Origin of the sequence: Kitasatospora sp. NPDC058048, from assembly GCF_042885555.1 — a bacterium.
Classification (GTDB): Bacteria; Actinomycetota; Actinomycetes; order Streptomycetales; family Streptomycetaceae; genus Kitasatospora; species Kitasatospora lactacystinica.
Genome location: NZ_JBHVRT010000007.1, coordinates 222,599 through 237,023 on the forward strand (window position 1 = coordinate 222,599; position 14,425 = coordinate 237,023).

Genomic DNA, 14,425 nt, shown 5'->3' on the forward strand with positions numbered 1-14,425 from the left:
CTACTTCAGTCCGTACAAGTGGAAAAGCTTTTCGCGGATCCGGCCCTTGAGTTGTTCGAGAGTGGTGATCTCGCTTCCTTTCTCGGTCTTGATGTCAAGGGACTTGATCCACATCTGGATCACCAGGATTTCACGGTTGGCCAGCCCCTGGACATTCTTTCCGTTGAAGGCCTTCTCGCTCGTGTCCGCACCCGATTCACGCTCCTTCGCGCGCTGCCGGTCGAGCGTCCTGGCCTGCTCCATGGCACCTCCCCCCTCCATCGGGAGGTACTTCAGCGCCTCGGCGACGGGCATCGCCTCGCCTCGGTGGACCCGCAGGCCGGGGAGGCTGGTCTTCGGGTCGGCGGTCGGGGCGACCCCGGAGACCCGGCTGCCCTCGGCGGCCATCTGCAGCAGCATCCCCGAGTGGATGATCGACCGCTCGTTCCGGTGGACCTCCTTGCCCATGATCAGGCTGCCGAGGAACGCGGCGTCGCGCCCCACCTGGCCGTCGACCCGGCCGCCGGCGGCCATCGTCCGGACCCCCTCGACCACCTCGCGGTTGTGGCCGGGGTCGTTGAGGATCCGTTCGGCGATGCCCTCCTTGAACGTGCCGGCACGGTTCTTGCGGCCCCGGTAGCGCAGATGCTCCTCGGCCTGGCCGTTCTCGTGCTGCCGCTTGATCACGGCCCGCTGGAGGCGCTGGGCGCTCTCGACCGTCCGGAGGCTCTCCTGCTCCTCCTTGTCGGCACCGGCCGCGATCCGCTTCTGCTGGGCGTTCCGCATCTTGTTGGTCTCGCGCAGCACGGTGTGCGTGACGGCGGCCGGGGTCCGGTCGGGCCCGTCCTCGAACTCGAACACGTCGTGTGCGCTCTCGTTCGTGTACTCGAAGCCCGCCATGCTCGGGCCCTGATGGTTCATGAACCGGGCCATCGAGGCGAAGCCGACTCCCTGCGGGACTCCGAACCGCCGTTGGTCCGCCGCGGAATCGTCGTCCTTCCGGTAGATCTGATTCGTACCGTTGGCGGTCCGGGGGTGGTTCAGGATCTCGGCGGACAGCTCGTCGAGCATCGCCAGCAGGTCCCGCTCGTCCAGGGTGAGCGCGTCGGTGAGCTTCACCTGAGGATTGAGGGTGGCCGTGATGGCGAAGGTCCTGTCGCCCTCGATGCCCAGGCTCGACAGCCGGTACCACACGCGCATCGCGGCGAGCAGCGCCCGCAGCACCGGGCCCCTGACGCCTCGGTGGAGCAGGCGCTGGATCCGTGGCCGGATGCGGGCGGCGATCAGGTCAAGGCGGTTCTGCTTCGCCTGGGGTGAGTTCTCGTGGGCGCGGCGCTGGGCGCGCTGCTGCCCGCGCTTTTGGTGCCAGGTGCGGAGGCGGTCGCGCTGCTTTCGGTAGGCGTCGCGGATCCTGTGCGCGCCGTTGGTGAGGGCGCGGCCGAGCTTGCTGTTGAGGACCTTGCGGCCGAGGGCGCGGGCGGCCGTCCGCACCCGGTTGAGGGCGGCCTTGACGGTCTGGCGGGAGGCGTTGAGGGCGCGGCCGACGGGGGAGGCGGGGCGGCGGCGGGTGCTGGGCTTCGGGTGGGTGACCTCGCGGCGGGGGCGTCCGGTGGCGGTCGACGGGTGGCGCTCCGCGTGCCGGACGGTCTGCCGGGCGGGGCCCGTCCGCGCGGGGCGGGTGCGGCCGGGGGAGGGTCGCCGGCGCAGCGACCGGGTGGCCCGGCGCAGGCTCGCCCGGGCCTTGTCGACGGCCCGTCCGGCCGCCTTGCGGGCGCCCTTGCCGGCCCTGGCCAGGCCCTTGAGGATCTTCTGCGCGATCCCCTTGAGCTTGGTGCCGACCGCCTTGCCGGCCCCCTTGAGCTTGCTGAGCAGGAAGTTGGAGATGAAGTCCAGCAGCGCGACCACGCCCGCCGCGACCGCGTCGGCGAACAGGCAGGCCGCCGACCCGGACTTGACCGCCTTGAGGAAGGTGACGAACTTCCCGATCGCGGCGACGATCTTGCTGATGGTGTTCCATGCCGCCACCAGCCCCTGGACGATCGCCATGATCGCGCCCGCCGCCGGCACGATCAGCGACACCAGCTTCTCGACGACGATCGAGATGATCATCCCGGGCAGCGCCGCCACGATCGCCTGCCAGGCCATCCGCCCGATCTGGGCCATCGAGATGCAGCCCTTGACCAGGACGTTGACGATGGTGGAGGTCAGGCCGACGACCGACTCCACCTTCTCGTTGAACCACGTCCGCACCGCGCTCTTGATCGCACTCCACAGGTAGTGCTGGATGCCGTCGATCGCGGCGCTGCCGAGTTTCTTCAGCCAGCCGCCCGGGTCGGAGGCGATGTCGCCGATCAGGACCGCGAACTCGCCGAAGACCGCGATGGCCTTCTGCACGAAGTCGATGGCGTCCATGACGGTCCTGCGGACCGCCTCGATCGCGGCCTTCAGCCGCGCCTCCAGGGCGTCCAGCAGCGCGTTCAGCCCGGCCGCCAGCAGGTCGAGCAGTTTGTTGACGGCGTTCTTGAGCCTGTCCGCCCACTCGTTGACCTTGGCGACGGCCTTGTCGCGCCACTCCTCGATCTTCTTGCGGAACCTGTCCCGCAGTTCGGGGAAGGCCGCCAGCAGCACGTCGCAGATCTTGATCAGCGCGTCCGCGAGCTTGTTGATCAGGTCGACGGCGAACTTCCGCGCCTGGTCGATCGCCCAGTTCGCGAACTTCCGGAAGCCGTCGATGATGTCGTTGATCAGGCCGCGGAAGAAGTCGAAGACCTTGGTGACCGCCTCGACCAGCGCGTCGAAGGCCGCCTTGACCTTGGACTTGACCCAGCCCCACCAGCCCTCGGACTCCTCCTTCTTGCGGTCCTTCTCCTTCTGCGCCTTCTCCTCGGCCTCCTTCCGCTTGTCCTGGATCTTCTGGTTGTCCTGCTGCTGACGGTCCTGGACGCCCTGGTCGGCCTCGGCGCGCTTCCTGCCGATCTGTCCGAGCTTGTCCTGGTGCTCCGCGGCGGAGTCCTGGTCGGCGGTGGAGACCTTCTGGTCCTGCTCGGTGCGCCACTGCTCGCGCTCGGCCCGGACCCTCTCCGCGGCCCCGCCCCGCTCGCCGGCCTGGGCCTCGGCGTTGTCGGCCACCGCCTGGTCGATCTCGGCCTGGTTCTGCCGCCGCGCCTCGGCCTCGCCCTGCTTCTGCTCGGCCCGGGCGGAGCCCAGTCGACCCTGTCCCTGGCCGACCGCGGCCTGGATCTGCGGGCCGCGCTCCTGCTGGGCGACGATGCCGATGCCCGGCTTGGTGCCGGCCGCGCCGCGCGCACCGGCGCCCCCGCGCCTGCCGCGGCCACCCGGAACAGCGGCGGTGAGGGTCTCCTTCGGCACGTCCGGGTAGATCCGGTCCTCGCCCATCGGCTTGCCGGCGTCCTCCCGGCCGACGCCGAGGATCCTGGTCGAGCTCTCCTTGAGCTTCGTGGCCTGCCGATCGGTGCGCGCCGGGTCGCTCTCCCCGGTCAGTTCGACCTCGGGCGCCGGGCCGACGGTGGTGTTCAGCGCCGGGTCGGTCGAGGGCACGCCGTCGACCGCGACCTGGGCCTGCTGGACCTCCTGCGGCGACACCTGGTTGCCCGGGTCGTCGGCGACGTGCGGCGGGGCGACCCGGTCCCCGGGGTTGCGGCCCTCGACCTTCTTCTCCTCGGCCTTCTGCTGCTCGCCGTCCGCCCCCTGCGGGCCGACCCGCTCCAGCCGCTCCGTCACCGCCTCGGCCGGCGGCGCGGCCTCGGGCGTGCCGGACTGGGTCCGCGGGGCTCCGGACGGGCGCTGGACGGTCGGCGGGGCGGCCTGCAACCGGGCGTGCTGCTCGCCGACCGTACGGTCCACCGAACCGTCCACGCCGTCCAGGGAGGTGGCCATCTGATCGGGCGGCAGGCTCGCGGCGGTGGCGAGCGCGCTCTGCGGGTCCTGGCCGGAGAGGTCGGGCGGGGCCGGCTTCTCCTCCTGTTGCTCCTGCTTGGCCGGGCCGCCCCCGCCGCCCCCGCCGCCCCCGGCGGCACAGGCACCGCCGGCACCGCCGGCACCGTCCGGCTCCGCCTCGGTGGTGGGCTGCTGCGGGCCCGCGCAGGCGCCGCCGCCGGACTCCAGGGAGGCGTCCGGGGCGGGCCGGTCGGCGAGTCCGGCGGGTGCATCGGCCTGCTCGGCCGCCGGACCGGCCGCGGCGGCGTCCGGCGTGGCGGCGGGGGCGGCATCGAGCTCCGCCCCGGGCGCGCCGTCCGGGACGTCGGCGGGCCCGCCCGGGCCCTCGCCGCCGACCGGCCCCGACCCGCCGGGGGCGCCGGTGCGCTCCGGTACGCCCGGTTCGGCCGCCGGGTCGTCGGCCTCCCGGGTCTGTTCGACGGGGGCTTCCGGCTCCTGCCGCAGCTCCGGATCGGGCTCCGGGGCAGCGGGTTCGGTGGCTTCGGCGGCCCGGGCCGGACCCTGGGTCGGATCGGGGCCGACCTCCTGCTCGACCGGCCGTTCCGGCTGGAGGTCGCGGCTGCCGCGGTCCTCGGTCTCCGCGGCGGGGGCCGGGGAGGTGGCGGCCTCAGGCCGGCCCGGATCGGGTGGCGCGGCCGGTTCCTCGTCGGTCTCCGGCCGGCCCTCCCGCTCCTCCTGGACCTGCTCGGCCTTGGTCGCGGGCGGCTCGGGGAACGCCGGTGCCTCGGCGTTCGCGGGGGGCGCGCCGTCCGCCGACAGCGGGATCCGGTCGACGGTCGGGACGGCCGACACGTCGAGGTCCGAGGCGGGCAGGAAGTCTTCGGGCCCCAGAGCCTGCTCGGCGGCGGACGGCTGCGGCGACCGCTCCTGGTCCGTGCCGGGAGCGTCCCGGACCTCGGAGTCCGCGCCGGGCTCCATGCCCAACGGCCCTTCCGCGTCCAGGGTTTCGTCCTGCGGTTGGGTGCCCTCCAGCAGCCCGTGCCGGGCGAGCGGGCTGTCCGGGGCCTGCGCGATCGCGTCCAGGCGCTCGGGCTTGACCGGCGCGGACTGCGGCGCCGGGGCGGCGGCGGGCTGCGGTGGCCTGGTACCGGCCGAGGGCTGGGCGGCGGCGTCCGGCGGCCCGGCTTCGGGCGACGCCGGTACGACGGCGGCCACGGGCTGGGCGGCGGCCTCCTCGGCCGGCGCGGGGGACGGCTCCGGGCCCGCCTCGGGGGCCGCCTCGACGGTCGACGGCTGCGCCTGCCCGGGAGGCCGGGCCTGATCGGCCTGCGGCTGCGCGGCCTCGCCCTGCACGGGCGGTGCCTGCTGCTCGTCCTGCCGTTCGTCCTGCTGCTGTCCCCGCTCCTCCGGGCGTTCCGCGGCGCCGTGACCCTTGCGGCGCCTGCGCCGCCCCCTCGGGGCGTCCGACTGCCGCGCCTCCTCGTCGAGTTGCCGCTGCCGGTCCTGCTCGCCGCGGTCCTTCCGGTCGATCCGCTCGTGGTCGTCGGTGGTTCGGTCAGCGGCATCGGTGACCGGTTCGGGTGTCTGCGGGCTGTCGAGGTCGGCCGGACGGTGCTCGGCGGCCTCGACCAGCTCCAGCACCCGGGTGTAGTCCGAGGAGGGCAGCCGGACTTCCAGGCGCTCCAGCACGGAGGCCTGCAACTCGGGGGCGAAGCGTGCGAGTTGCCAGCGGACCCGGCCGGCGGAGTCGGTCGGGTCGCCGCGCAGTGAGCGCAGGATGCCGGCCGCCAGCCGGTCGACCAGGGTGGCCGGGTCGAGCCGCTCGGCGCGGAACCGGTCGGCGTCGACGGTCGCGTAGCGCAGCCACCCCGGCGTGGCACCCGGCGTCGCCGCCGTCGGCCGGTCGTCGCGCGCGCCGTGCTCCGCCTCCCGTTCGATCGCGTCCTGCGGCAGGCTGACCGCGCCCAGGTCGCGGCCGGCCCGCAGCGCGCCGAGCGGGTTCGGGGCCTGGACGGTGTGCAGCAGCTCGTGGGTGAGCAGCCGCCGGCCGTCCTCCGCGGCGGGCCGGTACTTGCCCTCGCCGAAGAAGAGGTCCGGGCCGACGGCGACGGCGTCCGCGCCGATCAGCTCGGTCAGCGCGGCGGAGTCCCGGTCGGTGTGTACCCGGACCCGGCTGAGGTCGTGCCCGAGCCGCGCCTCCAGCTCCCGCCGCACACCCGGGTCGAGCGGCTGGCCGGCGCCGGAGACGATCTCCTTCGGCTCGGGCGTACGGGCCTTCGGCACCCGGGTCCTGCGCCGGGCCGCGCCCTGCTCGGTGTCCGGTGCGGAGGCCTTGGCCGCTACGGCGGGTCGAGTCATGTCCGCCCCCGTCCCGGCGGCCGGCCACCGCCGGACAGCCCGGCGTGCACGGCGCGGGCGAGCGCCTCGCCGAGCCGCTGCGGCGAGGTGCCGGCCGGGAGCGGCGGCAGGCCGGAGAGCAGGTCCAGCGTGCGGTCGCCGCCGACCGCGAGCGGCACGCCGCGCGCCTCGACCAGGCGGGTCAGTTCGCTCCGGAACGCCGCCGTCAGCCGGTCGTGGTCGATGTGTGCGAAGCCGTCGAGGACCAGTTCGCCGATCTCGACCTCGATCCGCCCGGCGCCCCCGGGCCCGGGCTCGATCCGTCCGGCGCCCCCGGGCTCGGCCCCGCTCCGCCCGTCGCCGTCCCTCCCCGTCGCAGCCCCCTCGGTCAGATCCATCCGCCGACCTCCGAGGGCGTCAGCGAGCGCTCCAGCTTCAGGTACTCGGTGCGCGCGGCGGCCAGCAGGTGCCGCATCTGCACCGGGCAGTCCTCGTCGGCGGCCAGGAAGGCGGCCGACAGCGCGATGTTGCGGATGGAGCCGCCGGCCACGGTGAGCTGCGCGAGCCGGTCCGGGTCGAGGCCCTGGCTGGGGGTCTCCTCGGGGATGACCCGGCGCCAGATCTCGGCGCGCTCCGGCACCCCGGGGAACGGGAAGTCGACCACGAACCTGATCCGCCGCATGAACGCCGGATCCAGCGCCTTCTTCATGTTGGTGGTGAGCACGGCCAGGCCCCGGTAGGCCTCCATCCGCATCAGCAGGTAGCTGACCTCCAGGTTGGCGTAGCGGTCGTGGCTGTCCTTGATCTCGCTGCGCTTGCCGAACAGCGCGTCGGCCTCGTCGAACAGCAGCAGTGCGCCGCCGCGTTCGGCCGCGTCGAAGACCCGTCGGAGGTTCTTCTCGGTCTCGCCGATGTACTTGCTGACGACCTGGGAGAGGTCGATGACGAACAGGTCCACGTCGAGCTGCCCGGCGACGACCTCGGCCGCCAGCGTCTTCCCGGTGCCCGACCCGCCGGCGAAGAGCGCGGTGACGCCGAGGCCGCGACGCAGCACCGACTCGAAGCCCCACTCCTGGTAGACCGTGCCGCGCCGGCGGACGTGGGCGACGATCTCCCGCAGGATCGCGCGCTGGCGCTCCTCCAGTACCAGGTCCTCCCAGCCGGCCCGCGGCTCGACCCGCCGGCCCAGCTCCTCCAGGGACATCCGGGCCTCCGTCAGGCCGGCGTGCCAGGCCAGCGGGCTGATGTCCCGGCCGTCCTCGGCAGCCCGCCGGGCCGTCGCCGCGGCGGAGCGGATCACATGGCCGGGCAGTGAGAACTGCGCGGCCAGCGCGCGGAGTTCGCTCTCGTTGATCCCCGGCGCACCGTCCAGTTCCGCCGCCCAGATCGCCAGCTGTTCCTCGGGGCCGAGCGGGGGTACGGTCAGCCGGGCCCGGTCCGAGGCCCCCGCCGGCGGAGGCTCGTCGCCGGAGACGACCAGCGGCACTGCCAGGCTCGCGAGGAAGGCCTCCGTGCCGTTCGGGGACCGCGGGTGCTCCCGGCCCGGCCCGCCGCCCTCCACCAGCAGCGCGGCCGGGATCAGGATCGCCTCCCGCTGCCACAGCCGGGCGAGCTGATCGCGCTCGGCGGGCTCGGTGGGCAGGTCCTCGCGGTGCGCGGCGTAGAGGCCGAGCCCGGCGCGGTGGGCCGCAGCCGCCGCGATCTCCCAGCGGGTACGGCGGTCGGCGCCGGTCAGTTCGGTGTGCGGCGGGCCGGTCAGCCCGGCCGCGGTCCACCCCAGGGCCAGCCCGGCCGCGCACCGCTCGTGGGGCTCGGGCAGCTCGCCGGGCGGCCCGACCCGGGTGAGCAGGCCGTGCAGCCGCACGTCCAGGTACGGCACGCCGACCAGGAAGTGCAGCACCCGCTCGTCGATCCGCAGCCGGGAGGCGGTGAGCGCGGTCTCGTCGTCCAGCTCGACCAGCCGGAAGCGGCGCAGCGGGCCGACCGGGGTGAGGGCGCTCCAGTGCGGTTGGTCCAGGGCGGCGAGGGCGAGCGAGAAGGTCGGGTAGGCGCGCCCGGGGTCGCCGCCGGCCGCGGCGCACCGGGCGGCGGCGGTGGGGTCGACCACGGGAGCGGCGGCCAGCACGAGGACGTCGCGCTCGAACGGGGTGAGCCCGAAGGAGGCGCTGAGCGCGTCCAGGGCGGTGGCGGGCTGTCGCCGCCCGCCCCTGCGGCCGGTGGGTTTGTCGGACGAGGTGGGGTCACCCGCGTCGCGGCCGGCCGCGTGCGCGTCGACGCGGTCGAGCACGGCGGCGACCGCGGCCGACAGCGCCTGCCGGTGCGGCTCGTCCGCCGGGCCGTCGCGGCCCTGCCCTCGACGCGTGCTCATCTCGGTCCCCCGTCCTGCGGTCAGTGCGTCAGGTCCACGACGGGACCGCTGAACGTCCCGTCGCTCGACACCGTCAACTCGCTGGGCACGCCGTCCACCTGGACCCGGGCCAGGTACGCGGTCGGGCGCACGCCGACGACCGGCACCCGGACCTCGTACGGGTCGGTGCGCGGCCGCGGCGGCGCGGGCGCGCGGAACTGGTGGCTCGCCCCGCGCCGCCCGGCGGGCGGGTGCGACTCGTCCAGCAGCAGCACGACCTGCTGGTCGTCCCGGAGCGGCAGGTCCAGCCGGACATCCAGCCGGGCCGAGACCCCGGACGGTCCGTCGCCGCGGTCCGCCGTGCCGATCGGCCCGACGATCCGCGGCTGCCGGGCGAAGGTCTGCGCATTGGACTCCAGCGCGAGGTGGTCGGCGGCGGGCCGGCCGTTCAGCGCCAGTCCGTGCAGCACCTGCACCTGGTACACGCCGGGCGGCAGGTCCTCCGGGACAGCGACCACCAGGCGGTCGTCCCGGACGCCGCCCGGATCGACCGGCACCCGCCGCTCGCCCAGCCGGGCCACGATCAGGTCCGCGCGCAGGCCGGTGCCCTCCAGCACCAGCTCCCGGTCCTTGGTCACCGGCCCTTCCTCGGGAGCACCGGGGGACCCGGCGGGCCGGGAGAGCACCCGCTCCACGACCGGTCCGCGGGACGGCACGGCCCGCACCGTACGGCGCAGCACCGGCTTGCCGGCCACCGGATCGACCCTGCCCTCCACGAGGACGGCGGCGGCCTGGTAGGTCACGGACAGCGCGTACGGCGTCTGGAGCAGCGTGCTCCACAGCTTGGACAGCTCCTCGACGTCCATCGTCGTGGGCGTGAAGCGCACCCGCTGCGGCGAGGCGGCCAGGTCCGTCCCCACCAGGTACGGCTGGGCGGCGGCCTCCTCGATCAACTGCCGGGACAGTACCGGCTGTTCGGTCAGTGCCCGGACCACGCAGCCGAGCAGCCGTTGGCCGACCAGCTGGGACTCCTCGCCGTAACAGCTGATCAGGTAGTGCAGGTCCAGGGCGGCGGCCGGCCGGGCCAGCACCGTGCCGTCCGTCGCGCGGGTGGGTGCGTCGCGATTGCGCAGCGAGGCGTTGGCCGTGACCTGGTAGAGGAAGACGGTGATGGTCGGGTCGGTGGGCGGCTCGGTCGGCGGCTTGCGGGCGCCGACCTCGACCGCGAACGGGATGTCGGGCGGGAGCGCTCGGGTGATGAGCAGCCGCAGCGCCTCGCTCACGGTGGCGATCGCGAGGTGGTTGCTCATGCGCCCGCCTCGCTGCGCTCGGCAGGGGCATTCGCCCGTACGCACCTTCTGATGGCTCGCTCGCTCCGCTCGCTCACGGGTTCGCCCCCTCGGTCGTGTGCCCCACCCGCGCGCTCATGAGGTCTCCCGGTCGAGGTACTTGTCCAGGTCGAGGGCCGGGCCCGGGCGGGCGGCCGCCGGCTTGGCCGGTCCGGCCGGGGTGCGCTGGGCGGCCCTGACCTCGACCCGCCCGATCTGGACCCGTACCACCCGCTCGACCGGGCGCTGCCGGCGTCGGGTCCCGGTCCCGTGCGCCTGGCCCGGATCAGCTGCCCCGGCGGCCCGCCGTACGGACGCCGGCGCGGCGGCCGACCGGACCGGTGCGGGCGGTGCCGCGGTCGGCCGGTCGGGGTCGGCCGCCCGGTGCCGTGCGGTGACAGGTGTCGGTACGGCTGCCGGGCGGGCGGTCTCCCTCCGCACCGCCGGCCCGACGGCCGGTGCGGCACCGGCGGTGACCTGCGGCGCGATCAGCAGCGGCGTCCGCGGCAGCGGAAGGACGGGTGCGACAGCCGGCCGGTCCTCACCGACCACCGCCCGCAGCGCCCTCTCGGCCGGCGCCGCGGGCGGTGCCGCCGGCGGCCGGGGGAGCGGCACGGGAACGGGTCGCCCGTCCGAGCGGCCCGGCCCGAACGGCTCCGCGTCGATGACCGGCGGCGCCGGAGCGAGTGCGTCGAGCCGTTCGAACGGCCCCGGCAGGCGCGGGCGCACCCGTACCCCGGCCCGGTCGCCGCCCGGGCCGCGCTTCGCCACCAGGCGGTCGAAGTGGTCAGGCATCTGCACACAGCTCCAGGTAGTAGCGGCGCCGCAGCGGGCTGAGCGCCAGGATCTCCGCCTCGCTCCAGCCGTAGGCGGTGGCCAGGAGGTGGACGTGGAGCAGGGTCGCCCGGGCCCAGTCGTCCAGCTCCTCCCAGAGGTAGGAGGCGATGTCCAGCTCGGCGAGGGCCTGCTCGCCGCACTCGGGGCAGCCGAGGTGCAGCCGGACGTCCGCGCAGGGGTCGGCCGCGGCGGCGGCCTCGGCCACGCGCCGCTGGACCGGTCCGGGGAGCTGCCGGGCGGCGACCGGCTCCCCGCCGTGCTCGGCGTCCAGCACGCACCGCTCCAGCACCACGGCCCTGGCCTGGTCCGCGGGGGCCTGTTCGGCGGCGGCCAGATCGCCGGGGGTGGGCAGCCGGAAGCCGACCTGCCAGCCGTCCAGCTCCACCCGCAGCGGGCCGTCCGCCGGCCGCGCGGCACCGACCACCTGTCCGGAGTCGAAGGTGAACTCCATCTCCTCTGCGCAACTCGGGCATCCGACCCGAACGTTGAGCCGTTTGCCGAACAACTCGGCTCGCAGGCCGAAGAGTTCGGCGTCCCGCTGGCCGAGCGGAACGGCCAGCAGCTCCTCCGTCCCGGCGCCCGGACGGGCGACGGCGTGCAGCAGCAGGGCCCGCCCGGTGCGGCCGGCCGTCAGCCCGGCCTCCCAGGCGGCCAACAGGGCTGCCTCGCCGGCGAGTTCCATCGGCCGGCCGCTCAGGCCGGCTGCTGGAACGAGGGCTCTTCCGGCTCGGGCGTCTCCTCGTCCCGCTCCCAGCCCTCCACCTCCAGCTTGAGGCTCTGGATCGCCACCGCGTTGGCGTTGGCGTCCAGTTCGCCGAGCACCTGGTACTCACTCGGCCAGGCGCGGTACAGCTTGTGGGCGACCGCCACCTGACCGGCCTCGTTGAGCACCTGGATCACCAGGTCCTTGCGGAAGTCCCGCAACGAGACCTCTGCCCCGCGGCCCGCGCCGACCATCCAGACCTTGTTGGCCCAGCGGTCGAACTCCGGGTCGTGGGTGACCCCGCGCTCCAGGGTGACCGCCTCGAAGTCGGTGCGCCCCGGCGACTTGCGCGGCGCGCTCGGATCGCCCCCGCTGCGGTGCTTCACCACCTCGGTGGTGCGTTTGAGCGGGCTGACCTTGCTGACTCCGGCGACGACCCTACCGTCCCAGACGACCAGGAACTTGAAATTCTTGTACGGATCGAACCGGTGCGGATTGACGGTGAACTCGACCATGGAGATCCTAAACCTCGAACTGTCCGGCGAGCTGCTCGATCTTGACGATCACGAATTCCGCGGGCTTGAGTGGCGCGAATCCGACCACGACGTTCACCACACCACGATTGATGTCGTCCTGCGTGGTGGTGTCCCTGTCGCACTTGACGAAATAGGCCGAGCGCGCCGACGTGCCCTGGAACGCGCCCTGCTGGAACAGCGAGTGCAGGAACGCGCCCACGTTCAGCCGGATCTGCGCCCACAGCCGCTCGTCGTTGGGCTCGAACACGACCCATTTGGTACCGCGGTAGAGGCTCTCCTCCAGCATCAGCGCCAGGCGCCGCACCGGGACGTACTTCCACTGCGAGCTGAGCGCGTCGGCGCCCGCCATGGTCCGCGCGCCCCACACCACCGGGCCCACCACCGGGAACGTCCGCAGGCAGTTCACCGCGAGCGGGTTCAGCAGGCCGTTCTCCCGGTCCGTCAGCGGGACGGTCAGCGCGCGCACCCCGGGCAGTCCGGCCTCGGTGCCCGCGGGCGCCTTCCACACGCCCCGCTGGCCGTCGGTGCGCGCCATCACGCCGGCGATGGTGCCCGACGGCGGGAAGCTGCGCAGCCGGCCGGTGAGCGGGTCGACCAGCTCCAGGTGCGGGAAGTACAGCGCGGCGTGGTCGCTGCGCACCGAGTCGAAGGCGGACAGGCCCGCCCGGGCGTCGTCCAGCGTCGTCCACGCCTGCGGCGAGTCGACGATCAGGAACATCCGCTGCTCCACGCAGAGCGCCTGGGCGGCGGAGACGACCGTGACGGCGTCGTCCACGCCGGCGTAGCCGGCCAGTTCCGGCAGCACCAGCAGGTTGACGTCCGGCACGTCGCGCAGGGCCTGGATGCCGGTCTTGCCGGCCTCGCTGCCGATCAGGTCGGTCATGCCGGGGGCTGCGCCGTCCTGGCCGCCGGCGAGGGCGAGGACCGGCGGATTGACCGAGCCCTCCAGTCCGAGGTTGTTGGCGGCCTCACCGAGGAAGCGCACCACGTCGGCCGGGTCCGTGGAGCCGGCGACGACCTGGAGCTGCCGGCCGAACACGCTCACCCGGGTGCCCGCGAAGGCCCGCCTGCCCGGGGCGTCGGGCAGGGCCCGCAGCTTGCGCTCCAGCAGCAGGGCGAGTTCGGGGACGGTGGTCGGCGCGGTGCCGTCCGCGGCCGGGTCGTAGATCGTGACGGTCCGCGAGACGTCGGCGATCTTCACCTGGATCTCGTGGGTGAGGTCCGGCAGCGTGGCGGCGAAGGGCTTGGAGACGGTGCCCACCGGATCCGGTCGGCTCTCCGTCAGGACCTTCACCCGGACGACGCCCGAGCCGCTGTTCACCACCGTCTCGGCGAACCGGGGGCTGGCGGCCCGGACCGACAGGTCCGCGAAGGACTCCCGGACGGCGCCGGAGGTGTCGAAGACCTGGAGGTTGAAGGTCTCGGCCGGGGTCGGCGTCCGGTAGTCCACGGCGACCCGCAGCCCCCCGCCCCAGAGCCCCGGCTCGACGGCCGTGACCTCCAGGGCCGGGGTGGCGGTGGAGGACTGCGTCGAGTTGAGCGTGACGCCCGCGGCGGCGCCGGTGCCGGCCGCCGCGACCCGGACCACGACCCCGACCGAGCCCCCGTTGAGGAAGAACTGCTGGACGGCGTAGCTGACCGGGCTCTGACTCGCGAGTCCGCCGAAACGGCGTTCGAAGTCCGCGAAACTGGTGATGGTGACCGGCTGGTTGAGCGGGCCGCGCCGGGTGGCCCCGACGAAGGCGGTCACCGAGGTGCTCACCGCGGTGATGGTACGGACGCCGCTGGGAAGCTCTTCGATGTAGACGCCCGGGTAGGTCGGTGTCGTCGGCAATTCCCCCTCCGTTCACTTCGTGCATCAAGAAACCGCTCAATGGGATCAGGATGCATTGGTGGCAGGCTCAGTCTCGGATTCAGGTGACAATTCGTCAAGGCCTGAACGCGAAAGGCTAATTGTATTACTGGGCCTGTTTTCGGGGGCTGCGGACTACGCTGTTCCGCAACCCTTGTGCTGGTGCCCGTCAGCCGCCCTCGGGCAGGTTCCGGTAGTCGGGTCGGGCCGGCGCGGGGTCCGGCGGCGTCGCTGCGGGTGCCGGTGCCGGTGCCGGTGCCGGTGCCGGTGCCGGTGCGGGTGTGGGCGTAGGTGCGGGTGCGGGTGCGGGTGCGGCGGGCGCAGGCGCAGGTGCGGCCGGGGCCGGTGCGGGTGTGGGCGCGGGGACCGGAGGCTGGTAGGACGGCGGCCGGGCCGCCCCCAGGAACCAGCCCCAGTTCGCGCCGAACCGGTGCTCCAGGAACCGGAACGCGGCGTAGTAGACCGTGCCGAAGCCGGTGACCAGGGCGGAGGTGACGGAGGCGTTGTCCAGGTGGATGCCGAGCCGCGCGGCCTGCACCACGAGGAACGCGACGATGTAGGGCACGCACGTGCGCCACAGGGACAGGGCGAGTTGGTACATCTGTCCTC

At 74.2% G+C, this 14,425-nt stretch carries 9 protein-coding genes; all 9 read right to left on the reverse strand.

The genetic code is table 11. From position 1 onward, the window contains the following. Nucleotides 1-6,234, reverse strand: coding sequence for a DUF4157 domain-containing protein (locus tag ACFVVA_RS10195; protein ID WP_387687726.1), 6,234 nt, complete (start codon nucleotides 6,232-6,234; stop codon nucleotides 1-3). Then, nucleotides 6,231-6,611 (reverse strand): hypothetical protein, encoded by a 381-nt coding sequence (locus tag ACFVVA_RS10200; protein ID WP_387687728.1) that lies wholly within the window; start codon nucleotides 6,609-6,611, stop codon nucleotides 6,231-6,233. The genes ACFVVA_RS10195 and ACFVVA_RS10200 overlap by 4 nt, the downstream gene beginning before the upstream one ends. Next, nucleotides 6,602-8,581, reverse strand: a complete 1,980-nt coding sequence (locus tag ACFVVA_RS10205) for an ATP-binding protein (protein WP_387687730.1) — start codon at nucleotides 8,579-8,581, stop codon at nucleotides 6,602-6,604. Before ACFVVA_RS10205 ends, ACFVVA_RS10200 begins: the two co-directional genes overlap by 10 nt. 20 nt (nucleotides 8,582-8,601) lie before the next feature. Continuing rightward, the gene (locus tag ACFVVA_RS10210) at nucleotides 8,602-9,870 is read right to left on the reverse strand and encodes a DUF4255 domain-containing protein (protein ID WP_387687732.1); all 1,269 of its coding nucleotides are present in this window, start codon (nucleotides 9,868-9,870) and stop codon (nucleotides 8,602-8,604) included. A gap of 114 nt (nucleotides 9,871-9,984) precedes the next feature. After that, nucleotides 9,985-10,683: a hypothetical protein gene (locus tag ACFVVA_RS10215; RefSeq protein ID WP_387687734.1), complete on the reverse strand. Its 699-nt coding sequence runs from the start codon at nucleotides 10,681-10,683 to the stop codon at nucleotides 9,985-9,987. Continuing rightward, on the reverse strand, nucleotides 10,676-11,407 hold the full coding sequence (locus ACFVVA_RS10220) for a hypothetical protein (protein ID WP_387687736.1): 732 nt from the start codon (nucleotides 11,405-11,407) through the stop codon (nucleotides 10,676-10,678). Before ACFVVA_RS10220 ends, ACFVVA_RS10215 begins: the two co-directional genes overlap by 8 nt. A gap of 11 nt (nucleotides 11,408-11,418) precedes the next feature. Further along, complete coding sequence (locus tag ACFVVA_RS10225; RefSeq protein ID WP_350550005.1) at nucleotides 11,419-11,943, reverse strand: phage tail protein; 525 nt, start codon at nucleotides 11,941-11,943, stop codon at nucleotides 11,419-11,421. A 7-nt stretch (nucleotides 11,944-11,950) separates the two neighbouring features. Next, nucleotides 11,951-13,798, reverse strand: coding sequence for a phage tail sheath family protein (locus ACFVVA_RS10230; RefSeq protein ID WP_387687738.1), 1,848 nt, complete (start codon nucleotides 13,796-13,798; stop codon nucleotides 11,951-11,953). 187 nt (nucleotides 13,799-13,985) lie between these two features. Continuing rightward, the gene (locus ACFVVA_RS10235) at nucleotides 13,986-14,417 is read right to left on the reverse strand and encodes a hypothetical protein (protein ID WP_387687740.1); all 432 of its coding nucleotides are present in this window, start codon (nucleotides 14,415-14,417) and stop codon (nucleotides 13,986-13,988) included. Between the last annotated feature and the right edge of the window lie 8 nt (nucleotides 14,418-14,425).

Excerpts from the sequence above, each read along its gene's own strand:
- ACFVVA_RS10210 (WP_387687732.1), bottom strand. The coding sequence starts at position 9,870 with ATGAGCAACCACCTCGCGATCGCCACCGTGAGCGAGGCGCTGCGGCTG.
- ACFVVA_RS10215 (WP_387687734.1), bottom strand. The coding sequence starts at position 10,683 with ATGCCTGACCACTTCGACCGCCTGGTGGCGAAGCGCGGCCCGGGCGGC.
- ACFVVA_RS10235 (WP_387687740.1), bottom strand. The coding sequence starts at position 14,417 with ATGTACCAACTCGCCCTGTCCCTGTGGCGCACGTGCGTGCCCTACATC.
- ACFVVA_RS10220 (WP_387687736.1), bottom strand. The coding sequence starts at position 11,407 with ATGGAACTCGCCGGCGAGGCAGCCCTGTTGGCCGCCTGGGAGGCCGGG.
- ACFVVA_RS10205 (WP_387687730.1), bottom strand. The coding sequence starts at position 8,581 with ATGAGCACGCGTCGAGGGCAGGGCCGCGACGGCCCGGCGGACGAGCCG.
- ACFVVA_RS10200 (WP_387687728.1), bottom strand. The coding sequence starts at position 6,611 with ATGGATCTGACCGAGGGGGCTGCGACGGGGAGGGACGGCGACGGGCGG.
- ACFVVA_RS10195 (WP_387687726.1), bottom strand. The coding sequence starts at position 6,234 with ATGACTCGACCCGCCGTAGCGGCCAAGGCCTCCGCACCGGACACCGAG.
- ACFVVA_RS10225 (WP_350550005.1), bottom strand. The coding sequence starts at position 11,943 with ATGGTCGAGTTCACCGTCAATCCGCACCGGTTCGATCCGTACAAGAAT.